This is a genomic window from Campylobacter lanienae NCTC 13004 (assembly GCF_002139935.1).
In the GTDB taxonomy this organism is placed as follows: Bacteria; Campylobacterota; Campylobacteria; order Campylobacterales; family Campylobacteraceae; genus Campylobacter; species Campylobacter lanienae.
This window is the reverse complement of record NZ_CP015578.1, coordinates 1,081,005-1,104,513: the sequence shown is the minus strand read 5'-3', so window position 1 is coordinate 1,104,513 and position 23,509 is coordinate 1,081,005. Positions and strand designations below refer to the sequence as shown.

21 protein-coding genes and 1 pseudogene are annotated in these 23,509 nt (G+C 34.3%); 10 read left to right on the top strand and 12 right to left on the bottom strand.

Annotation, left to right across the window (positions count from 1 at the left end; translation table 11 throughout):
* Positions 1 to 71: 71 nt before the first annotated feature.
* From CLAN_RS08495 to CLAN_RS05555, 7 genes and pseudogenes are all read right to left on the bottom strand, one after another.
* Positions 72 to 395 (bottom strand): CZB domain-containing protein, encoded by a 324-nt coding sequence (locus tag CLAN_RS08495; protein ID WP_256413491.1) that lies wholly within the window; start codon positions 393 to 395, stop codon positions 72 to 74.
* Positions 396 to 491: 96 nt separating this feature from the next.
* A pseudogene (locus tag CLAN_RS08490) lies at positions 492 to 752 on the bottom strand (methyl-accepting chemotaxis protein); the annotation flags it as partial.
* A 599-nt stretch (positions 753 to 1,351) separates the two neighbouring features.
* The gene (locus CLAN_RS05575) at positions 1,352 to 1,582 is read right to left on the bottom strand and encodes a YdcH family protein (RefSeq protein WP_096014390.1); all 231 of its coding nucleotides are present in this window, start codon (positions 1,580 to 1,582) and stop codon (positions 1,352 to 1,354) included.
* 63 nt (positions 1,583 to 1,645) lie between these two features.
* The gene (argJ, locus tag CLAN_RS05570; RefSeq protein ID WP_096014391.1) at positions 1,646 to 2,833 is read right to left on the bottom strand and encodes a bifunctional glutamate N-acetyltransferase/amino-acid acetyltransferase ArgJ; all 1,188 of its coding nucleotides are present in this window, start codon (positions 2,831 to 2,833) and stop codon (positions 1,646 to 1,648) included.
* A complete protein-coding gene (locus tag CLAN_RS05565; protein WP_096014392.1) occupies positions 2,826 to 3,956 on the bottom strand; it encodes a potassium channel family protein in 1,131 nt (376 codons plus the stop codon). The genes argJ and CLAN_RS05565 overlap by 8 nt, the downstream gene beginning before the upstream one ends.
* Before the next feature lie 18 nt (positions 3,957 to 3,974).
* The gene (gene rpmB, locus CLAN_RS05560; protein ID WP_096014393.1) at positions 3,975 to 4,166 is read right to left on the bottom strand and encodes a 50S ribosomal protein L28; all 192 of its coding nucleotides are present in this window, start codon (positions 4,164 to 4,166) and stop codon (positions 3,975 to 3,977) included.
* Positions 4,167 to 4,240: 74 nt separating this feature from the next.
* A complete protein-coding gene (locus tag CLAN_RS05555; protein ID WP_096014394.1) occupies positions 4,241 to 5,014 on the bottom strand; it encodes a MetQ/NlpA family ABC transporter substrate-binding protein in 774 nt (257 codons plus the stop codon).
* 77 nt (positions 5,015 to 5,091) lie between these two features.
* Between CLAN_RS05555 and thiD the strand changes: the two genes are divergently transcribed.
* Positions 5,092 to 5,871, top strand: a complete 780-nt coding sequence (gene thiD, locus CLAN_RS05550) for a bifunctional hydroxymethylpyrimidine kinase/phosphomethylpyrimidine kinase (protein WP_100590792.1) — start codon at positions 5,092 to 5,094, stop codon at positions 5,869 to 5,871.
* Between the two features lie 46 nt (positions 5,872 to 5,917).
* Here thiD and CLAN_RS05545 read toward each other — a convergent pair whose 3' ends face one another.
* From CLAN_RS05545 to CLAN_RS05525, 5 genes are read right to left on the bottom strand one after another with little or no spacing between them, the layout of a single operon-like run.
* Positions 5,918 to 6,139: a hypothetical protein gene (locus CLAN_RS05545; protein WP_096017010.1), complete on the bottom strand. Its 222-nt coding sequence runs from the start codon at positions 6,137 to 6,139 to the stop codon at positions 5,918 to 5,920.
* A gap of 54 nt (positions 6,140 to 6,193) precedes the next feature.
* A complete protein-coding gene (locus CLAN_RS05540; protein WP_086224114.1) occupies positions 6,194 to 6,835 on the bottom strand; it encodes a methionine ABC transporter permease in 642 nt (213 codons plus the stop codon).
* Positions 6,836 to 7,801, bottom strand: coding sequence for a methionine ABC transporter ATP-binding protein (locus tag CLAN_RS05535; protein WP_100590791.1), 966 nt, complete (start codon positions 7,799 to 7,801; stop codon positions 6,836 to 6,838).
* Between the two features lie 13 nt (positions 7,802 to 7,814).
* Positions 7,815 to 10,148, bottom strand: coding sequence for a pentapeptide repeat-containing protein (locus tag CLAN_RS05530; RefSeq protein ID WP_100590790.1), 2,334 nt, complete (start codon positions 10,146 to 10,148; stop codon positions 7,815 to 7,817).
* Positions 10,149 to 10,164: 16 nt separating this feature from the next.
* Positions 10,165 to 12,921 carry a valine--tRNA ligase gene (locus CLAN_RS05525; protein WP_100590789.1) on the bottom strand — a complete coding sequence of 919 codons (2,757 nt, stop codon included), beginning with the start codon at positions 12,919 to 12,921 and terminating at the stop codon, positions 10,165 to 10,167.
* A gap of 135 nt (positions 12,922 to 13,056) precedes the next feature.
* Here CLAN_RS05525 and fumC point away from each other — a divergent pair, with 135 nt between their 5' ends.
* From fumC to hypF, 9 genes are all read left to right on the top strand, one after another.
* A complete protein-coding gene (gene fumC / locus CLAN_RS05520; RefSeq protein ID WP_100590788.1) occupies positions 13,057 to 14,454 on the top strand; it encodes a class II fumarate hydratase in 1,398 nt (465 codons plus the stop codon).
* A 49-nt stretch (positions 14,455 to 14,503) separates the two neighbouring features.
* Complete coding sequence (locus CLAN_RS05515; RefSeq protein WP_096019995.1) at positions 14,504 to 15,169, top strand: AzlC family ABC transporter permease; 666 nt, start codon at positions 14,504 to 14,506, stop codon at positions 15,167 to 15,169.
* On the top strand, positions 15,169 to 15,486 hold the full coding sequence (locus CLAN_RS05510; protein ID WP_096015026.1) for an AzlD domain-containing protein: 318 nt from the start codon (positions 15,169 to 15,171) through the stop codon (positions 15,484 to 15,486). Before CLAN_RS05515 ends, CLAN_RS05510 begins: the two co-directional genes overlap by 1 nt.
* A 266-nt stretch (positions 15,487 to 15,752) precedes the next feature.
* A complete protein-coding gene (locus CLAN_RS05505) occupies positions 15,753 to 16,904 on the top strand; it encodes a hydrogenase small subunit (protein WP_100590787.1) in 1,152 nt (383 codons plus the stop codon).
* 3 nt (positions 16,905 to 16,907) lie between these two features.
* Positions 16,908 to 18,629, top strand: a complete 1,722-nt coding sequence (locus CLAN_RS05500; protein ID WP_100590786.1) for a nickel-dependent hydrogenase large subunit — start codon at positions 16,908 to 16,910, stop codon at positions 18,627 to 18,629.
* 9 nt (positions 18,630 to 18,638) lie between these two features.
* Entirely contained in the window at positions 18,639 to 19,316 is a 678-nt protein-coding gene (cybH, locus tag CLAN_RS05495; protein ID WP_100590785.1) for a Ni/Fe-hydrogenase, b-type cytochrome subunit, read from the top strand.
* Positions 19,317 to 19,856 carry a HyaD/HybD family hydrogenase maturation endopeptidase gene (locus CLAN_RS05490; RefSeq protein WP_096018436.1) on the top strand — a complete coding sequence of 180 codons (540 nt, stop codon included), beginning with the start codon at positions 19,317 to 19,319 and terminating at the stop codon, positions 19,854 to 19,856.
* Positions 19,853 to 21,292, top strand: a complete 1,440-nt coding sequence (locus CLAN_RS05485) for a hypothetical protein (RefSeq protein WP_096018435.1) — start codon at positions 19,853 to 19,855, stop codon at positions 21,290 to 21,292. The genes CLAN_RS05490 and CLAN_RS05485 overlap by 4 nt, the downstream gene beginning before the upstream one ends.
* Positions 21,279 to 23,501, top strand: coding sequence for a carbamoyltransferase HypF (gene hypF / locus CLAN_RS05480; RefSeq protein WP_100590784.1), 2,223 nt, complete (start codon positions 21,279 to 21,281; stop codon positions 23,499 to 23,501). Before CLAN_RS05485 ends, hypF begins: the two co-directional genes overlap by 14 nt.
* The last annotated feature ends 8 nt before the right edge of the window (positions 23,502 to 23,509 follow it).

Here is a 23,509-nt window from a genome sequence, read left to right as displayed (position 1 = left end):
TAATTGATTTTAAAAGTCCAAATTTGACCTTGCGTTAATATACAAGAGAGCTCTACACTCTCTTATTTTGGTTATTGTTGTTTTCTAGATTTTGCCAATATCATCGCATCAAATATATCAAATAGTTTTAGCGAATACTCTTCAGAAGTTTTAAATTCTTTGATAATTACAGAAGCATTATTGGTAAAGTCTTTACCCGCAAGACTAATAGCGGAGTTGATATATTTATGCACCATACTATGTGGTTCAAGAATTTGACCAAATTCAGGAAGATTGCCAAAGATAGCCTTACCACGATCTTCACACCATTTGCCAAGGCGACACATTGTATGATCTGGCATTTGCTCATAATTTTTAGTGTAAATTTGGTTATAACCATTTGTTTTAAATAGCATATGATCGATTTTGACAAGGCTTGTAAATATATCGTATGAAATATGTTTTGCGTTATCTTCTATATCTTTTGTATTATTTATTAGTAATTCAAATTTAGTTATGAAGCCTTCAATATGCTTATTAGACTCGATAGAGATATTCTCTACTTCTTCGCTTTGAGCAAACATATCACTAGCATTTTGCTTTAATAGATTGATATTCATCTCTACTTCTGCTGTGGCTTTTTGCGTTCTTTCAGCTAGTTTTCTAACTTCATCAGCCACCACAGCAAAGCCTCTACCATGCTCACCAGCACGAGCCGCCTCTATAGCAGCATTTAGCGCTAGAAGATTTGTTTGATCTGATATATCTTTGATTAGATTTATTACATTAGTGATCTCATCAACACTTTTGTGTAGGTTTTCAGCTGCTATGCGAGTTTTGTTGCTTGAGCTTGTGATCTCATTTAGAGAATCTATCAATTTGTTGCTAGAATGGCTTAATTCGGCAATGTTATTTAGATTGAAATCAATTTTATCTATAGATGCACGAGATAGTTCCAGATTTTTCTCTATACCTGATTGGATATTTCTTGAATTTGCTTTTACGCCTTCAATCATACTTTTAGCTATTTCGGTTATTATTTCGCACTCTTTTAGGTTGGTTTGAGAAGCCATAAGCTCTTTTAACTCAGCACGAAGTTTGCTATTTTCAGCATTTCTTGCTTCTAGCTCTTTTTTTAGAGCGACGATTTGCTCCTCATAGTGTGAAGTTTTTTTAGATGAACCAAACATGTATTTTCCTTAATTTTATTTGCTATTCTAAACTCATATTAAGTTAGAAGTTTGATTGATTGATTTAGAATATTATATTATAAAAAGATTTAAAAGTAGATAAAATATCTGATTTCAACAAGATATTGAGTAATTAAAAGATTGAATTTAGTAAATGATTTGGGCGAAAAGCCCAAATTTATCTATGCGTTTGCTTTTGAATTTTTATATTCCATCAAGATATGATAAGCTTCATCTTTGAGTCTTAATTTCTCTTTTTTTAGAGTTTCTAACTCAAATTGATCCATATGCTCACGACCCTCTTCTACATCTAGAATTTGTTGGTCTAGCTCATTATGTTTGTTAAAAACAGCATCAAAGTGGGCATTTTTACCTTTTAATTCTGTGATTAAATCTCTATATTCGTGTAGCATTTACGCTCCTTTTAAATTTAAAATCGCAATATTATACAAAAAAGATACTTAAACCAAGCCAATTTACGATCTATAATCGGCGTTGATTTTGACATATGTATGCCCTAAATCGCATCCATAAGCGGTGAATTCGCCTTCGCCTATACCTAAATCGCATATTATTTGATAGCTATCTTGTTTCATTACATTATGAGCTTTTTGCTCTCTAATCTCATCAAGCTCAGGATTATTGATATCATAAACCAAGATATCATTATAATGTATAACTAGCCTATCTGGATCGCACTCAACTCCGCTAGCACCGATTGTAGAGGCGATTCTACCCCAGTTTGGATCTTCGCCAAAAATCGCCGTTTTAACTAGAAGTGAATTTGAAAGGGCTTTGGCTGCTTTGCTAGCCTCATCGCAATTAGCTGCACCTTTAACCTTAAATGCTACAACCTTAGTGCTACCTTCGCCATCTTTGACTAAATTTAGAGCCATTTCTAGGGTGATCTTATCAAGTGCGAATTTAAACGCTTCTTTATCATAGACTCCGCTTTTGCCTGAACTAAGCAGCATTAAAGTATCATTGGTGCTAGTATCACCATCTACGCTAACAGCATCAAAGCTATGCTTTGTAGTATCATTTAGCAGCTCGTCCATATCGCTTTGCGGGATATTAGCATCAGTTAGAATAAAGCAAAGCATAGTAGCAAATGCAGGATTTATCATACCGGCACCTTTACAGATAGCAGCTATATTAAAGCTTTTATTGTTATCTAATTCAACTCTAAAAGCAATCTCTTTTTTAAAGCTATCAGTAGTCATAATCGCTCTAGCAACTGCGTCGCTATCCCTTTGATTTAGATCAAATTTATCAAATCCGGATTTTATCTTCTCTTGATTTAATCTATAGCCGATTACGCCTGTGGAGCTCATAATTGGATTGATTAATGGAGTTTTGGAATTTAAAGTTTTGAAAATTTCATCAATATCATCTACTCCATTTTTGCCTGTCATTGCGTTAGCATTTTTTGAATTTAAGAGTAAAAAATTTGATTTAAAGCCATTTTCATAGCGTTTGAAGTGGATTATCGGTGCGGCTTGAAATTTGTTTGATGTGAATTTGGCTGAAACCATAAATGGCTCATTTGACCTTATAAATCCTAAATCATTATCGCCATTTGCTTTTAATCCAGTGCTAACACCACCAAAAAAAAATCCATCTACATTTTCAAGGCCATTTTTAAGACTAATTAGATTAAACATACTTTAGCTCCTCTGGTTTGTATTTACTAAAAACTAAACGCTTTGTAGCTCTGATACTCTCAGCTGTACCGATAACTAAGAGCTTTGAGCCGGTGCCAATTAGCGTATCTCCATTTGGCATCGGTATAAATTTACTATTTTGATCTGTGATTCCTACGATATCGGCATTTGTAAGCTTTCTTAGGTGAGTTTCTTTGATTCTTTTAAATCTCATCCACGAAGCCTCAGGAACCTTTATCTCTTCTATATCTATTGGAGAGTCTTTTTTGTATAAAAACTGCTCTAATATATTCTCCATATCTGGTCTAACACTCATAGCTGAAATTCGCTGCGCTACTAGCTTAGATGGGCTAACCACCGAGTCTGCACCTAGCTTAATGAGCTTTTGAGTATCGCTATCATTATCTGAATTTGTCATAATAAAATAGGGCTTTACTCTACCAAGCTCCTTTTCATATAGTCTAACTGTAGCTATCAAAGCGATATTATCAGCGATATTTGGGCTAAGGGTGATTAATCCTTTGGCGCTTGAGAGATGGGATTTTAAGATTGCTGATTGAGTGTGAGGTTCATCAATTATATAATATGGATATTTATAAGTTTCAGCTATTTGAGCTAAATCCTCTTTGCTATCTATAACCACAAATGGAATATGATTTTCCCTAAATTGTCTTGATAATTCAATAGTATAGAGATTGTGATAGCAGATAACGAAGTGATTTTTAAGTCTTGCGATCTTATATATCATACTTCTTTCCTTTAAGATCTTTGTTAAGACTCCTTTTTTGATAACTTCAATTACAAGACCCAAAGAAAATGTAAATAGTCCAAATCCTATGAGTATAAAAAGTATTGTAAAAAGGCGTCCAGCAGTATTAATGTGCGAAACTTCAGTAAAACCAACAGTGGTAAATGTCATTCCGGCTTGATAGATTGCATCAACGAGTGTAAATCCAGTAGTAATCATATAGCCAAGCGTCCCAAAAAGCATCATCAAAACTACAAAAATAATAGGGAGACGAAAGGCTTTTAACTGCTGATAGAGTTCTGTATTTAGATTGTATTCAGGTTTGGACTCATCGGCCCAATTGAGGAATTTCTTAATCTTTTTTATCAAAGACATAAATCCCTCTTTATATGGTTATTTTGATTGTTTTTTCATAGTTCTTAGTGTAGAAGCTGCAACTTTAATCTTTCTAGTTGTTCCATCTTCTAGCGTTACACGCACTGTGCGAAGGTTTGGCATAAATCTTCTTTTTGTTCTGTTGTTAGCGTGGCTTACATTGTTTCCAACCATAGGGCCTTTGCCTGTAATAGCGCATTTTTTTGACATTTTATATCCTTAATTTGTAAAAATTTGGGGTTAATTATATCTAATATAACCCCAAAAATAGCTTAAAAGTAAATTTAAAAAGCTGGGACTATAGAGCCTTTATATTTATTAGCTATAAAATCCTTAACAGCTTGGCTTTGAAGAGCTTTATTGAGTGCTTTTATCTCATCTCTATTTTGGTTACCATCTTTTACAACTAAGATATTGACATATGGGCTATCTTTAGACTCTATAACTATCGCATCTTTTGTAGGGTTTAGGTTGGCATTCATAGCGAAATTTGTATTTATCACGGCGATATCTACATCATCTAAAGTGCGTGGTAAGGTAGCGGCTTCAATCTCTTTGAATTTAAGATTTTTAGGATTTTTGGTTATATCTAATGGAGTGCGTAATTGTGTATTTGTATCTAGCTCAATTAATTTAGCAGAAGCCAAAACATCCAAAGCACGGCTCTCATTTGTAGGGTCATTTGGGATGCTTACAATAGCACCATTTTTTAGCTCGTTTAGAGATTTTATCTTTTTGCTATAAACACCCATTGGCTCTAAATGAACACCAACAGTTTTAACTAGATGAGTGCCTTTATTTTTATTAAATTCATTTAAATATGGGATATGTTGGAAGAAATTAGCATCTAAATCGCCATCTTCAACTGCGATATTAGGTATTACATAGTCATTAAATACTTTGATATCTAGCTCTATGCCGGATTTTTTAAGTTCTGGAGCGATAAATTCAAGTATCTCAGCGTGTGGAATCGGGGTAGCGCCAACTTTTAAAGTCTGAGCAAATACAGAGCTTATAAGGCTTGTCGCAACTAAGCTTATAGCGAGTAGTTTTTTCATGATTATCCTTTGGTGTTAAATTTGGTTTGGTATTATACAAAATGGATTATAAATTTAATATAATGTAAAGGAAATATATGAAAAAAGTCCTATCTATAGCCGGTTCAGACCCATCGGGTGGAGCTGGAATTCAAGCCGATATTAAAACCATAACCGCTCATAAGCTCTATGCCATGGCTGTTATCGTCTCATTGACAGCGCAAAATACTAGAGAAGTTAGCGGAATTTTGGGTTGTTCTAGTGAATTTGTCAAAGCGCAATTAGATGCAGTTTTGAGTGATATTACGCCAGATTCAATTAAGCTAGGAATGCTCTTAAATGCTGATATTATGCGTTCAGTGGCAAAATCTTTAAAAGAGTATGATTGTAAAAATATAGTTTTGGATCCTGTGATGGTAGCGACAAGTGGGGCTAGATTGATGGATGAGAGTGCTGTAAATCTTTATATAGAGGAGCTTATCGGTATGGCTCAAATCGTAACACCAAATTTGCCTGAAGCTAGCATATTAAGCGGTATTGAGATAAAAAATATAGATGATATGCGTTTAGCGGCGATGAAAATTAAGGGTTATGGTTGTGATAGCGTTCTTATAAAGGGTGGTCATGCTATTGGCGATGCGACTGATTTGCTATATAAAGATGGTAAATTTAGTGAATTTAAAGCTGATAGAATAGATACGAAAAATACTCATGGCACCGGATGTACGCTCTCATCGGCTATTGCGTGTAATATCGCAAATGGACTTAGCATAGAAGAGTCTGTGAAAAATGCAAAAGATTATGTAACAAACGCTCTAAAAAGCAATCTATCTATCGGACATGGAAATGGGCCGATAGATCATTGCTGGAATTTGTAAATTTAGTTTAAAATGATCTATACAAAGAGGCCAAAGCCTCTTTGTATCAAGCGTAGATATCTAATCTACCAGCCTTTGCGGCTTCATTTTGGACAAATTGCGTAGGATTGCTAATTGCTGCTGAGCTAGGGCTTTGCATATTATTTGCACCAACTGTGCCATTTAAGATGTTATTCATCGCAGTTTGCTCTACATCCATTGATTTTTTAAGCGCTGAGGTACTCACTGCTAATTGAGTATCAGCACTGCCACTTATACCTGATAACATATTTGACTCCTTAAAACTTAGATATATATAATATCGGATAAAAATTAAATTTTATTACTTTTTTGTTATTTTATATAAAAAATTTCCGCTACTTTGGATTATTTGAACCATTACTATCAAGATAATTACCGTATATGCCATAATATCTGGGCGAAATCTTTGAAATCCATATCTCATAGCTACATCACCAAGGCCACCACCACCAACGGCACCGGCCATAGCGGTAAATCCGATCACAACTATAAGTGTAAGTGTGATAGCATTTATAATGCTTGGCAACGCTTCTATAAATATAACCTTAAATATTATCTGTGTTTTGGTGGCTCCATAACTTAATGCTGCTTCTATAATGCTACTATCTACTTCATTCATCGCATTTTCGATTAATCTAGCGATAAATGGTGCTGAACCGATAGTGAGCGGGACTATGGCTGCTGTCGTGCCAATACTGGTACCAACTATAAATTTAGTTAATGGAAACAAGACAATTATAAGAATTATAAATGGAAAGCTTCTAAGTGTATTGACTGCGATATCTAGAGTATTATAAATAGCTCTATTTGGTTTTAAGCCGTTTTTAGAGGTTATAACTAAGATTATAGCCAGTCCAAGACCTATAATAAAAGCCAAAAGCGTAGATACAAAAGCCATATATAAGGTATCAATCGTGGCTTCAAAAAGCAATTTTGATATCATTTACTCCCCCTTTATAATCTCATATGGAGCGCCTGAATTTTTGATGAATTCTTCTACTTTAAGCTCATATTTTGGTTCTACATTGATAACCAAGCTACCAAGAACGCTACCACCTAGCTTTTCTAATTTTCCCCAAACTATGTTAAAATCAATATCAAGCTCTCTAGCCATATTGGTTATGATACTATGCATTGCTACATTTGGCGGGAAAAAGATTTTGATATTTACGCCAGTATTTGGCAAAATCTCCTCTTCGCCTAGGAAGTTTTTCATATTTTTATTAGGATTTAAAAATAGCTCTACAATTGAGCCTGAATTTGTGATTAAGCCTTGTTCGAGTAAAATAGCTCTATTGGCTATGCTTTTTACAACCTCCATTTCGTGTGTGACTAGCACGATTGTGATGCCAAGGCGCTCATTTATCTCTTTAAGTAGGCTTAAAATTTGCTTTGTGGTGTTTGGATCTAGCGCACTTGTGGCTTCATCGCTTAATAATATTTTTGGGCTAAGCGCTAAAGCCCTAGCTATAGCAACTCTTTGCTTTTGGCCGCCACTTAGCTGACTTGGATAGCTTTTAGATTTATCTTTTAATCCTATTAACTCCAAAAGCTCATCAACACGGATTTTTATAGCTTTTTCATCATAGCCCCACACACGCAGCGGCATAGCGATATTGTCAAAAACCGTTTTTCTACTCATTAAAGCAAAGTGTTGAAATATCATACCGATATCTTTTCTAAGCTCTCTAAGAGCGTTTTCATTTAATGAATTTATCTCACGCCCTAGCACCTTCAAGCTACCACTTTGATAACTCTCAAGCCCATTTATACAGCGTAAAAGTGTGCTCTTGCCAGCACCACTATGACCGACGATAGCGAAGATTTCACCTTTTTTGATATGAGTTGAAATTCCACTTAAAATTTCATTTTTGCCGTAACTTTTGCTTAAATTATTTATTTCTATCATTATTTATCTCTTTTTATATAGGGACTATTGAGTTTTTTCTAGCTGTTTTTGTTAGCGAGTAAAGGCATAAAAGTAAAATTATAGAATACACAAGCGAGCTTGATTTTATTCCATTTACTAAATACTCTTGAAGGTCTTTTACTTCTTTTAGATTATTTATTGTGGTATTTAGCTCATTATTGGTAATATTTATTTCTTTTAGATTTTGTTTTATTAGTTCTTTTGCGTTTATTATTTCTGTATTTGTTATAGTGTTTAAATCTATTATTTCTTTATGTACTCCTGTAAGATTTAAATCTGTGCTATTTTTTAACAAATTTGAAATTTTTATAATCTCACTAACATTTAAATCATTTAGTTTTTTCTCAAAGTAGTTTGTCGATAGTATCTCATCACTTTTAAATACACCTACAAAAGGATTTATCAGCTGTGGTTGTAAATATAATACAAAAGCGACAATACCCCAAACAAAACATTTAAAAACCGGTAAGATCAAATTTTTATATTTTCTTTTACGCAGATATTTTTCTTCTAATGAATATGAAAAAAATATAACTAAACAAAAACAAGTAGAAATTATTGATGGTATAGTTATTTTAAACACATAATTTTTGTCTATATCTAAGATAAAATAAACAATTGATAATAATACTGGAATTGCGCAAAAGCATAAGTACAAGAAAAAAAATAATTGCAATCCCTTCTCTATTTTTATTATTAATAACAATGAAAATGCTATTATGCAAAATAATAATAATAAAAATTTAGCAATTGTGGGAGAATAATTATTTACAAATACAGCCACTAAAGCAAATATAATAAATAAACATAAATATCTAAAAAATGTTATTGGCTCACAATCTTTAAGCATCGAAAACAAAATTATAATTGCTAAGAAAATTAAACCTATATATAGCCAAGAAAAAATACCTTCACTAGTATTCTTGCCAAAAAATCCAGTTTCCCCAAAAAATGTAGCTGTATATATATTCACAAAAAGAAAACTACAAACAGCATAAACGGCTATGCAAAACACAGTAAAATTCAAAATTTTTAAAAAATTCGTATGGTGGTCGCTAGTATTTCTATAAAATCTTAAAAGCAAACTATCTATATAAGTAGAAAAATTTTTATTTTCTTCTTCTAATTCTAACTCCTTACAATATAACTCAGCTTTGTGAAATTTCTGTGCGTCTAGTTGATCGTTTTTTTGTATTAAAATATTTTTGATAGCACGAAAAGAATCTTTTATATTTCTTATTGTTTCTAATTCTTTTTCTGTTTTAATTTTGCCATAAGCTTCTTTTACTATACTTCTTACATCTTCAAATTCTAGGTTGCCGTTTTTTCCCCAAGTAGCATTGTTTATATTTAGAATTCCTTTAAAATCCCCTGGGCTAAAATTTGGTATCACATTAAACTTTGTCCTATAAAAAGATGCTGTCTTTTCAAACACACAAAGATGAAAAGCCGCAAATTCATTAAAATCGCTATCATCAAAATAAACATTATCTTTAAAATGTATCTCTGAAAAATCAAAAAAATTATTGAACGTACAGTGTTTAAAAGAAGCTTTTTTTTCAAAAGTGGATTTACTAAAATCAGCTTTATTATTAAAAGTAAAATTATCAAAATTAACTTCTGCATCAAATACAGAATGTTTAAAAGTTATAATATCATGAAACTTTACTTCTTTAAAACTTAAACTATTATCAGCGGTTTCAATAAATTTACAATTCTCAAAGTTAAGCTGTTTTTTAAACTCACATTCATAGCAAACAATGTTTTTGTTAAATATAGAATGAGTAAAATCTACTTCATCTTCAAATATCACTTTATCAAAGCGGACTTCATCTTTAAATGTCTGTCCTATAAATTCCACTTTATTATGAAAAGTAAAATTTGATATTTTTATTTTTTTTTGATATTCTTTTTCTTCATTTCCACAAAGTTTTAAATCTGATTTATAAACACATTCTTTAAAAGTGTTTTTACTAGCAAATTCTAAAAAATTATCTATATTTTCAAAGCTACATCCCAAAAATTGAGAACTAGATATTATGCTTAAATAATTATTATCAAATACGCAATTTTTAAACTCGCAAGGATTTAAAAATAAAATTTTTTTTAAAAAAATTTTATTTTTAAAAGAACAGTTTTCAAACTTGCCGCCGCAATTTAGAGAAATTTGTATAATATTTTTAAATAAAAGATGGAAATCATCAGGTATTTCTTTAACATCTACTCTGTCATCTATATCATAATATTTTATATTATCATTACCTCCACTTGGTATAATATTTTTAGTCTCTACGCCAAAAATACTAGCTAAATCTTTTTTTTCCATCTTATATTCTTTTATCCTAAATATTTTCCAAACTTTCTAGCTCACTACATACTTTTTCAAATTTAGCTTTTGCGGTGGCTAGGCCCTCTTGATTGGTTTTAAGCACACTTTCAGGGGCATTTGCTACGAATTTTTCATTATTTAGCATATTTTCAAGCTTAGCTATCTCTTTTTCAAGCTTTGATTTTTGTGAGTTTAGTCGTGCTATAATGGCCGTTGTATCCACGCCAGAAAGCGGTATAAAGCTCTCTAAATTCTCGCTCACATCTCTAGCGGAATTAGGGATAATATCTTTTGTTATCTCTACATTTTCACATTTAGCAAGTAGTTTGATAAAGTTTAGGTAGCTAGCGATATCAAGATTGCTATTTAATTTTATAAAGGCTTTTGAGATTTTGGCGTTGCCTTGGTCTATCGTTGCTTTAGCACGGCGAATGCTTATTATGGCTTCGATTATTAGCTCAAATTTAGATATGATAGCTTCATCTATTTTGCTAGCTTTTGGGTATTTAGAGATCATTATGGAGGTAGAATTTTCTAAATTTGTGCCGCTTAATTCGTGATATAGATACTCGCTGATAAAAGGCATAAATGGGCTTAGTAATTTCATACTCTCTTTGAAAATAGAGCCAAGCTCGCTAATTGCGCTCTTATCGGCTTTTGATAGCTCAATCCCCCAATCACAAAACTCATCCCATAGGAATTTATACACCCTATCTGCTGCGTCATTAAATCTATAGCTATCAAGTGCTTTTCTTGTTTCGTTTATAGCGATTTTAAAGCGATTTAGTATATATTTGCCTAGCTCTGTATGCACGGCATTTTCATCAAGATCGCTGAATTTATCTACATTCATACGCAAGAATTTAGTAGCGTTATATAATTTGTTGGTGAAATTTCGGCTTAAAACCATCTGCTCATCGCTCATTCTGACATCACGACCTTGAGCGCATAAGATAGTTAGCGTAAAGCGAAGTATATCGGCTGAATACTCATCGATCATATCTAGTGGGTCTATTATATTTCCGCTTGATTTGCTCATCTTTTTGCCATCTTTGTCTTTGACAAGAGCGTGTAGATATATATCTTTAAAAGGTAGCTCTCCTAAGGCGTTGTTGCTTTGAAACATCATTCTAGCCACCCAGAAAAATAGTATATCAAATCCGGTAATTAGCATGGAATTTGGATAAAATTCGCTTAAATCACTCTCAAGCCACTTCTCATTTTTCAGCGCATTACCATTTCCCCAGCCAAGTGTGCTAAAAGGCCAAAGCCCACTAGAAAACCAAGTATCAAGCACATCGGGGTCTTGGGTGAATTTATCTCCACCACATTTTGGGCATTTGAGTGGTTTTTCATCTTCATCGGCCCACTCATGGCCACATTCGCAGTAAAATACCGGAATTCGGTGTCCCCACCATAATTGACGGCTTATACACCAATCTTTTAACTCTCTCATCCAAGCATTAAAGCTATTTATCCAATGTGATGGGTAGAATTTTGCTCCGCCTTCATTTACACTTTTGATAGCTTCATCGGCGATTTCAGATTTGACAAACCATTGTTTAGAGATATATGGCTCAACTACATTTTTACAGCGGTAGCAATACCCAACTTGGTTTTCGTAATCCTCAATCTTTTCTACAAAGCCCTTGCTTTCTAGCTCGGCTACTACCATATCTCTAGCTTCAAGTCTTTCTAAGCCTTTGAATTTAGCACAATAATCATTTAAAATTCCCTTTTCATCAAAGATTGTTATAAACTCCAAATTATGCCTTTTGCCTACTTCATAGTCGTTTGTATCGTGCGCAGGAGTGACTTTCACGCAGCCAGTCCCAAAGCCCATATCTACATGATTATCGGCTATAATTTTGATTTTACGCTCAATTAGTGGTAAAATCAGCTCTTTGCCTATTAAATTTCTATATCTTTCATCATTTGGATTTACCATTACAGCAGTGTCGCCAAAGTATGTCTCAGGTCTAGTAGTAGCCACCACGATATAGGGACGCTTGTTCGCATCTTTAGCGGAGCTTGAATTTTGCTCGCTTGATGAATTATTTATTCTATCTGCACTCGCAAAATTCTGCGCAACCCCCAAATCTGCTTCGCAATCGCCACCTATCTGGCTATGGTTTGAAGAGCTATTTTCACATAAAAAATATCTCAAATGATATAATTTACCCTTATTTGCTTTATGCTCGACTTCTACATCGCTTAAAGCTCCATCGTGCGTACACCAATTTACCATATAATTTCCACGGATTATAAGCCCTTTATTATACAAGCTTACAAAGGCTTTTCTCACAGCATTTTTAAGCCCCTCATCCATAGTAAATCTCTCTCTACTCCAAGCAGGTGTTATCCCAAGGCGACGCATTTGATAGACGATTTGACCGCCGCTTTTTTCTTTCCATTCCCAGGTTTTTTTAAGGAATTCTTCTCTACCGATTTGCTCTTTTGTAACCCCACTAGCTAGAAGTTGCTTTTCAACTACATTTTGAGTAGCTATCCCAGCGTGGTCAAGTCCTGGCTGCCAAAGAGTTTTATAGCCGTCCATCCTTTTGTATCTTGTAATTATATCTTGTAAAGTAAAGGTAAGCGCATGCCCTATATGTAGGACTCCTGTGACATTTGGCGGTGGCATCATGATACAAAAAGTTTTATTATCTTCTTGAATATTTTTATTCCCATCAATCTCGAAATATCCACGCTCTTCGCAGATTTTATAAAATTTCTCTTCTATTGTTTTTGGATCATAAAATTCAGCCATTTTTTGCCTTTAGTGAAAGATAAAAATGTGCGATTTTAGCTAAATTTATATAAATAAATAATAAAATTTATGAAGCTATAAGCCATTTTAATGGATAATAGCAACTTTGGAATTTTAAATTATGAAAGGATTAAGATGGATTTTCGTATAGAAAAAGACACAATGGGTGAGATCAAGGTGCCTAATGACAAGTATTGGGGAGCTCAAACCGAGAGAAGTTTAGAAAATTTCAAAATCGGCAAAGGCACAATGCCAAGTGAGGTTATAGAGGGTTTTGCCTATCTTAAAAAGGCTTGCGCTATCGTAAATAACAAACTTGGCCGCTTAGATGATGTTAAAACAAAGGCTATTTCTCAAGCTTGCGATGAGGTACTAGCCGGCAAATTAGATGGTAATTTTCCGCTTGTAGTATGGCAAACAGGTAGCGGAACTCAATCAAATATGAATTTAAACGAAGTTATCGCTAACCGCTCTACTGAGATTTTGGGTGAGGATTTTAGAAGTAAAAAGCTAATCCATCCAAATGATGATGTAAATAAAGGTCAAAGCTCAAATGATACTTATCCTACAGCTATGAGAATTGCTTTTGTTTTAGAGCTTCAAAAACAGCTTTTCCCAGCTATTGATAAGCTTTTAGCTACACTTGAAGCAAAGAGCAAAGAGTTTGCTAATATCGTTAAAATCGGTAGAACTCATTTACAAGATGCCACACCTTTAACCTTAGGTCAAGAGTTTAGCGGATATGCTCACATGCTAAAAGCTAGTAAAGATCAAATTCTAGCTACTATTCCATTTTTAGAAGAGCTTGCTATTGGTGGAACAGCTGTAGGAACAGGGCTAAATAGCCATCCAGATTTCAGTCCTATGGTGAGTGAAGTTTTAAATGAGATAACTAAAACTGAGTTTAAATTTAAATCTCATCCAAATAAATTTCACGGCCTTACAAGCCATGATGCTGAAGTATTTTTAAGTGGTGCTTTAAATGGTCTTGGGGCAAATTTAATGAAAATCGCAAATGATATCAGATGGTTAGCAAGTGGCCCAAGATGCGGTATTGGCGAGATAAATATCCCTGAAAACGAGCCAGGAAGCTCTATTATGCCAGGTAAAGTCAATCCTACTCAATGTGAGGCCGTGACCATGGTAGCAGTCCAAGTAGCAGGCAATCATGTAAGCGTAGCAATGGGCGCATCTCAAGGTAATTTTGAGTTAAATGTATTTAAACCAGTTATAACTCACAATATTTTAGAGAGCATTAGATTGCTAAGCGATTCTATGGTTAGCTTTAATGACCATTGCGCTATTGGAATCACCGCAAATGAAGCTAAAATCGATAAACTTCTTCACGAAAGCCTTATGCTTGTAACTGCTCTAAATCCACATATTGGATATGAAAATGCTGCTAAAATAGCTAAAACAGCTCACAAAAATGGCACAACTTTAAAAGAAGAAGCTATAAATTTAGGTCTTTTGACAGCTGCTCAGTTTGATGAGTGGGTAAAACCTGAAGATATGACCGCTCCTAAAAAATAGTAAATTTTTTAAAATCGCATTGCCTATTTTAGGCGGTGCGTTTTGACTTATGAATCTTAAATTTAAAATATTTCAATCCACAATTGCTGTTATGATGGGTTATATACCGCTTGGATTTGCTTTTGGGCTTTATGGCGCTAGCATGGGCTTTGAAAGCTGGGTGATGGGGCTTACTAGTGTTATGGTTTATGCTGGTAGTGTGGAGTTTTTGTTGATTGCTTTTATCGCTAGTGGGGCGAATTTATGGGGTGTGTTTTTTATCTCATTTATGCTAAATTTTAGACATTTTTTCTATACTTTGGGGCTTTTAGATGAGATTAAAAAGCTTAAATTTAGATATTACTTCATCTACGCTTTAAGCGATGAGACCTATGCTTTGATAAAATCACGCAATGATATAGATGATGAAAATCGGGATTTGGTGTTTAATCTAACTGCTTTTTTAAATCAAATTTATTGGGTTTTTAGCGTTATTTTGGGTAGTATTGTAGGCTCAAATTTAAATTTGGATTATAAGGGGATTGAGTTTAGCTTGGCGGCTCTGTTTGGTGTGCTTTCGTATGAGGTTTTTAAACGAGATAAAAATATTAGCGTGGCTTTGCTTGGTTTTGGTATTGGAATTTTGGGGCTTTTTATCTTTCCTTTACACTACTATTTATTTGGTTCATTGATTTTGGCTATGGTGATTTTGATCATATTTAAAAGGCGGTTTTGATGGAGTATTTACCATATATTTTGGCTGGTTGCGTGGCGACTTTGCTTTGTAGATTTTTGCCTTATTTTTTGTTTAAAAAGCGAAGTAACTCTAAAATGCTTAAATATTTAGAGAGTAGAAGCACTCTTGTAATTATGATAATTTTGATGATTTATGCTATAGCTAGTATGAAATTTGATAATATCTGGCTTGGTATGTGTGCGGTGGCTTGTCTGCTTTTAGCAATTACTTTACAAATTTGGCGAAGAAATAGCCTAATAAGCATATCTGTGCCTACTATTTTGTATATTTATATAGCTAATTTTAGTGGTTTATAAGAGTAAAATAAATTAATTTTTTTAATTAAATTTAACTAAGATAAAATAAGTATGATTAACTTTTATTTTTAAAATTTCATATAAAAAAATTAAATTCAATTATAAAATTATAGCAAAAATATGGAATTTGATACTTTTTATATTAAACTATCTTTAAAATTAAAATTTAATTTTGATTTATCAAATTTATTAAGTTAAATGATAGTAAAATAACAGGTAAAGAATTTATTTTAAGATAAATTTAATCTCAATTAAAGGGGAAATTTATGGTAGATAATCATAATATAACCACCATACAAAATAGGCTATCAGAGTTAGCCAAACTTCCAAAAATGAAAGCAAATAGCTCTATTATGGATGTTTTAAACGAACACGGCTTTACTCGTAGAGATTTTATGAAATGGGCTGGAGTGATGACTGCTCTTATGGCCTTGCCGGCTAGTTTTGCACCTATGGTAGCTCAAGCAGCTGAGCTTAGCGATAGATTGCCTGTGATTTGGCTCCATATGGCTGAATGTACCGGCTGTAGCGAGAGCCTTTTAAGAAGTGATGCACCTACAATTGATAGCTTAATATTTGATTATATCAGTTTAGAGTATCATGAAACAGTTATGGCGGCTTCTGGTTGGCAAGCTGAAGAGAATTTAGAACAAGCTATACAAAAGTATAAAGGTAAATATGTCTTAATGGTAGAAGGGGGAATTCCAGATGGTGATAGCGCTTTTTATTTAACAGTAGGCCCAAAAGGCACAACAGGTAGAGAACATGCTATCCACGCTAGTGATAATGCTCTTGCTATCTTTGCTATTGGGACTTGCTCTAGCTTTGGTGGTATCCAAGCTGCAGCCCCAAATCCTACAAACGCAAAACCACTTCACAAAATCACCAATAAACCAGTAATCAATGTCCCAGGCTGTCCGCCAAGTGAGAAAAATATAGTCGGTAATGTCTTAAATTTCTTACTATTTGGCACACTTCCAGCACTTGATGTCTATAATAGACCAAAATGGGCTTATGGGCTTAGAATTCACGATCTTTGCGAGAGAAGAGGGCATTTTGATGCGGGTGAGTTTGTCCAAGAATTTGGCGATGAAGGTGCTAAAAATGGCTATTGCTTATACAAAGTCGGCTGTAAAGGGCCATATACCTTTAATAACTGCTCTAGAGAGAGATTTAATCAACACACTAGTTGGCCTATCCAAGCAGGCCATGGCTGTATCGGCTGCTCTGAGCCTGATTTTTGGGATCAGATGGGGCCATTTGAAGTGCCACTAGGTGATAGATTGTATAACACTGTATTTGATGGACTTGGGGCGGATGCTATAAGCGATAAAATCGGTATAGGTGTCTTAGCAATTACAGGCGTGGCTGTAGCGGCTCATGCGCTTATCGCTACTGCAACAAAAGAGAAGGAGTAAAATATGAGCGAACAAAGAATAGTAGTTGATCCGATAACTAGAATTGAAGGCCACCTTCGTGTAGAGGTGGTTGTGGATGAGAATAATGTAGTTAAAGAAGCTTATAGTGGCTCAACTCTTTGGCGTGGTATTGAGGTGATTGTCAAAGGTAGAGATCCAAGAGATGCTGGTTTTATGACGCAAAGAATTTGCGGTGTTTGTACATTTTCGCACTATAGAGCAGGGATTGAAGCTGTAGAAAATGCTCTTGGTATCGTCCCGCCACTCAATGCCAAACTCACTAGAACGCTTATGAATGCGGCTCTATTTTTACATGATCATCCTGTGCATTTCTATCAACTTCATGCGCTTGATTTTGTAGATGTGGTGAGCGCTTTGAGTGCTGATCCAAAAAAGGCTAGCCAAGAAGCATTTAAATATTGCGATACTCCATATGCATGTGGCGCAGATCAGTTAAAATTAGTTCAAGATAAGGTTAAAAAATTCGTAGAAAAAGGCAACCTTGGGCCATTTGCTAATGCTTATTGGGGGCACTCTACTTATAAATTTAGCCCAGAGCAAAATCTAATAGCCCTTAGCCACTATCTAGAGTGTTTAAGACTTCAAAGAACAATAGCTCAAGCTATGGCGGTATTTGGTGCTAAGCAGCCACACCCACAAAGCCTAACTGTCGGTGGCGTAACTTGTATAATGGATCTACAAGACCCAGCAAGACTAGGTGAATATATGGTGAAATTCCAAGAGATGGCTGATTTTATCAATCGTGCTTATTGGCCGGATTTGGTGATGGCGGCTAAGGCTTATGCTAATGAACCAAGTGTGGTAAATGATGTAGGAACTCCAAATTTATTAACATATCAAGATTTCCAAATTGGTGCTAATGAGTATCTATTTGATGGTGGTTATATCTTAAATGGTGATATATCTAAGGTATTTGAAGTAGATGAGAGTAAAATCACCGAAGAAGCGACTCGCTCATGGTATAAAAACGACGCTCCACTTCACCCTTATGATGGTGATACTACGCCAAATTACACAGGATTTAAAGATGCTAAAACTCTAAATGCTAAGGGCGAAATGGAAGATTCTAAAGTCTTTGATTTAGATGGTAAATATAGCTGGATCAAAGCCCCAAGATATGATAGCTTGCCTATGCAAGTTGGCCCACTAGCAAATATAGTTATAAATTACGCTAAAGGCAATAAAAATGTAGTGCCAGTAGTGGATAAATTCCTAGCTGAAACAGGGCTTCCTGTGAGTGCTGTATTATCAACTTTGGGTAGGACTGCTTGTAGGATGATTGAAGCAAAAATTATCGCTGATAATACCTTAAGGGCTTTTAATAATCTAATTGAGAATTTAAAAATCGATGATAGCACTTGCGCTAAATATCAAATAGATAGCAAAAAAGAGTATAAAGGTAGATTTATCGGTAATGTGCCTCGTGGTATGCTAAGCCACTGGTGTAGGATTAAAAATGGAGTGATTGAGAATTGGCAAGCTGTCGTTCCATCTACTTGGAATGCTAGCCCAAAAGATGCTAAAGGTCAAATGGGTAGCTATGAGGCTTGTTTGATTGGGCTTAAAATCGCTGATTTAAAACAGCCTTTAGAGATAATACGCAAAATTCACTCTTATGATCCTTGTATAGCGTGTGCTGTCCATGTGATGGATACAAAGGGTAATGAATTAAGTAGCTATAAAGTTAATCCGAATTTAATCTAAGGAGCAGATATGAAAAATAGTAAAAAACATATCGCTGATTATGAATTTAGCATAGGATTACGCCTTACGCACTGGATTAGAGCTATATCTATTGTGGTTTTGAGCGTGAGCGGATTTTATCTTGCTTATGTCTTTGTAAGTCCTGCTATAACGGGTGAGCCTATAAATTTTATGAATGCTAAATGGCGTGCTGTGCATCAAATAGCTGGATTTATACTAATAGGTTGTTTTATCTTTAAGACATATCTATTTTTCTTTGATAAACAAAGCCATATAGAAAGAGTGAGTGTAAGGGATTTTCTAAGCCCAAAAATTTGGATAGATCAGATCAAATACTATCTATTTTTAGGCAAACACCCACATATTCAAGGAACCTATAATCCACTACAATTTGCCTCTTATATATTCTTTTATATTGTGCTTTTTGTGATCTGTCTAACTGGCTTGATCTTATATGTCAATGTATATCATGATGGGCTTGGCGGGTTGCTTTATACGCCTATGAGAGTTATTGAGGCTTGGATGGGAGGACTTGCTAATGTGCGTCAAATTCACCATATTGCTATGTGGATTATCTTTATTTTTGTGGTAGTTCATATCTATATGGCTGTATTTAACGCTATAAAAGGCAAAGATGGTGCTATGGATGCGATAATCAGCGGCTACAAATTCCCAAAAGAGAAGTAGATGCGTGTTTTAATCCTAGGAGTAGGAAATGTAATGTTCGCCGACGAAGGTGTCGGCGTTCATTTTGTTAAGATGATTGAGAATAACTTTAAATTTAACTCCAAAGAACATAATTTAAAATTTGTAGATGGCGGTACTTTAGCAAATCATTTAACTCCGATAATGGCTGATAGCGATTATTTAATAGTCGTTGATTGTATCGATGCTGATGGTGGGCAGATAGGAGATGTATATTTCTTTGATTTTGAAGATATGCCAAAGAGTATAAAGTGGTCTGGCTCAGCTCATGAGATTGAGATGCTACAAACCATAGAGATGATGGATTTGGTGGGTGATAGACCAAAGACTAAGATAATTGGCGTGGTACCAAAGAGAGTTGAGCCTATGAGTTTTGAGCTTAGTAGTGAGGTTTTAAATTCATCTGATTTGATGAGTAAAATAATATTAAAAGAGCTAAAATCTCTTGGATTTGAGTATAGCAAGATAGATGACAAAAATTTACAAGATATCGCAAACGAGTGGAAAAAGGAGCAATTTTGATACTTTGCTTTGAATTTAATTGCTCTAATGATGGGGCTATATTAGCATTTTTTTTAGATTTTTGGGCTAAAAAAAGCGCTTTAAAATACTCTATAACCAAAGAGAATAAATCTGTGAAATTATATGTTAAAGGGGACGAAAAAGAGCTTGGTAAATTTAGCGATGAGTTTATATCTAAGGTTCCTAGCTCGATTTTTATCCAAGAGAGCAAGGTGGAATTAGCTGAGAATTTGCCTGATAGTAGCGAGTTTGAGTTTGATTTTAGTTATAAAAATATCACTCCATATTCTTTAGAGAGTGGGGTTAATGAATTTGGATTTGGTATAGATAATGAGATAATAAAGCGTGGTATAGATGATATTTTGGGTGGCAAAAAATTTATCTATGATGGTTATGAGATAGGCAAATTTGATAGCTTTGATGCTGATTATTTAGTGCCTACTAATCTTAAAAATGCTGCTAAGATCTTTGTTTGTGATGAGAAATCCTTAATCGCATTGGCTAGTTTTGAAAAGCCTATAATTAATCTTAAAATTAATGCCATATATCGCTCCAATCATAAAGAGGCGCCACTATATTTTGATATTAGAAGCGCTTGGGATATTAATATTTATGAGATTGCAAAAGCATTAAATGATAAGGGGATTAAATTTTTAGCTATTAAAACTCTAAAAAAAGATATTAAAATTTCATTTTTAGATGAGAGAATTTTGGTTATTGAGAGTGGCGAGTTTTTGAGTGCGAAAAAGCGTGATTATATCAACTCTTTTAGTGATAAAAATTATGCTCTTTTTGGGCTTTGTGTGAGTGAATTAAATTTAGCTAACTCCACTATCGCAAGGGTATTTTTAAGTAAAAATAGCAAAGATTTTATCAAAGTTTATAAAGATAATGATGAGTTTGATATGCTCAAAATTGAGCTACCAAAAAGCTTTGAAGAGATTTGGGATAGGATAGCTGAATTTGATGGTGGGGATAAATTGCTAGCAAATTTCAAAAGCAAATATCCATTACCGCAAGGCAAAATAGATTTTAAAGATAATTTTTATAGTTTATTTATGATTATCGATCAAATTTTGGATTATAAATCTCAAATTTTAAATTACGCTAGGGATTATAGCGGTCTTAAGGGCGTTAGGATCGATTTTAAGATGAGTAGCAAAAGTGAGTTTGACTGGGCTAGGGCTATTAGAAGCACAATGAGCTTTAAGCTAGCTGGGGCTGATAGTAAGAATATCTCTTTTGGTTGCTTGGAGAGTTTGGCCTTTTTCTTAAGTGATTTTGGCGATATACTCAAAGATGAATTAGGCGCTAAAAATATGCTATTTGGCGGTAGTTTGTTTGAAAATCCAGTAATTGCGAATTTGGCTTTGAAGTTTTGTAACTCTAATTACAAAAGCGAATTTAGCGGATGCTATCCACTTGAGATTAGTTAAAATTGAAATTTACGGATTAGTCCAAGGTGTAGGATTTCGCCCTTTTGTCTATCAATTGGCTGTGAATTTGGGCTTAAATGGTAGAGTTTTTAATGATTCTAGTGGAGTCAAAATAGAGCTAAATGGCGACTCAAATTCGGTTGATGAGTTTATAAAATCCCTTAAAACCGAGCTACCGCCACTTGCTAGAATAGATAAAATTGTAGTAAATAATGGTCATAATATATATAATGAATTTAAGATTATTAGCTCTGCTGATAGCTATAAATTTGCCCCTATTTTGCCTGATTTTGCTATTTGTGATGAGTGTAAAAATGAGCTTTTAGATAGTAGTAATTATAGATATAATCATGCTTTTATAAACTGCACAAATTGTGGGCCGAGATTTTCTTTGATTAGGTGTTTGCCTTATGATAGGGCAAATACCACGATGAGTAAATTTAAAATGTGCGATAAGTGCGAAGCTGAATATAAAAATCCGATTAATCGTCGCTATCACGCCCAGCCAATAGCGTGTAAAGCCTGCGGGCCAAAACTACTATATAAAGATATGAGTGGCAATATTTTAAGCAGTGATGAAAATGCGCTAAAAGATTGTATAAATGCGATTAAAAGCGGTAAAATCGTAGCGATTAAGGGTGTTGGCGGATTTCATCTTGTCTGCGATGGCTTAAATCATCAAGCTATATTTGACCTAAGAGCTAGAAAAAATCGCCCTGATAAACCATTTGCCATAATGTGTAAAGATATAGAGATGGCGCAAAAATACGCTTATATAGATGAGTATGAAGCCAAGGTTTTAAGCTCAAATTTAAAGCCAATAGTTTTACTCAAATCTAAAAACAGTCTCCCAGATATAGTGGCTAAAAATATTGATAAAGTTGGTATATTTTTGCCACCGACGCCACTTCATATTCTGCTCTTAAACTCTCTAAATTCGCCCATCATCGCCACAAGTGCCAATCTAAGCAAAGAGCCAATTATAAAAGATTATGATAGTATTAAGGATAAATTAAGCGGGGTTTGTGATTTTGTTTTGGATAATGATAGAGATATTATCAATCCAAGCGATGATAGCATATGCTTTACCCTAGATGAAAAGGCGATATATCTGCGAACTTCAAGAGGGTTAAAGCCATCTATTTTGCCACTAAATTTAAATGGCATCGCCCCTAAGGGCTGCTTTTTAGCACTTGGTGCCTTGATGAAAAATCAATTTGCCATTTATAAAGATGGGTTGATATTTAGCTCTGTTTATATCGGCGATATGGGAAGTGTAGCGACAAAATTAAGATTTGATGAGTTACTAGAGAGCTTTAAGAGTATATATGGGTTTGAGTTTGATTTTGTTTTAGGGGACGCTCATCCGCATTTTGGATTTATAGATGATTTTGCGAAAAGTTATGAAATTCACAGAGTCTATCACCATCACGCTCACGCCTTAAGCGTTATGCTAGAAAATGGCATTAGCGGCGATGTGATAGCGCTTAGCTTTGATGGGACTGGGTATGGGAAGGACTCTACGATTTGGGGTGGAGAGATTTTGAGATGCTCTAAGGGCGAATTTGATAGGATAATGCATTTTGATAGCTTTGATCTAATTGGCGGGGATAAGGCTATTAAAAATATATACTACCTAGCCTACGCAATAGCTAAAAAATACTCTTTAAATTCGCCAAAATTGGATAGATTAATACCTGAAATTCAAAAAGATAATCTAGATAAGATATTAAAAAATCAGATAAATACCATAAAATGTAGCTCTTTGGGTAGGATTTTTGACGCTTTTGCTTCTATAATTTTTGAGCTAAAATCTGTAAGCTATGACGCACAAGCGCCTATGATGGTTGAGTCTTTGTATGATGAGAGCTTGGATGTGGCTTATGAGTTTAGTATAAATGATGGAGTTATCAGCTATGAAGATGCCTTTAAAGGTGCTTTGATAGATGAGCCTAGAATCGCCGCTACAGCATTTATAAATGGATTGGCGAATTTAGCCTTAGATATAGCTAGTATCTATAATTTGCCTATTGTCTTATGTGGCGGAGTGTGGCAAAATAAGGCATTATTAAGAAAAACTATAGATAAATTCAAAAAAAATAATATAGCATATTATCTGCCTATTAATGAGCCTATTAATGATTCTGCCATTGCGATGGGGCAAATTTATTTTGGCTTAAATATGCTTAGATATAATCATAAATTTTAAATTCAAAG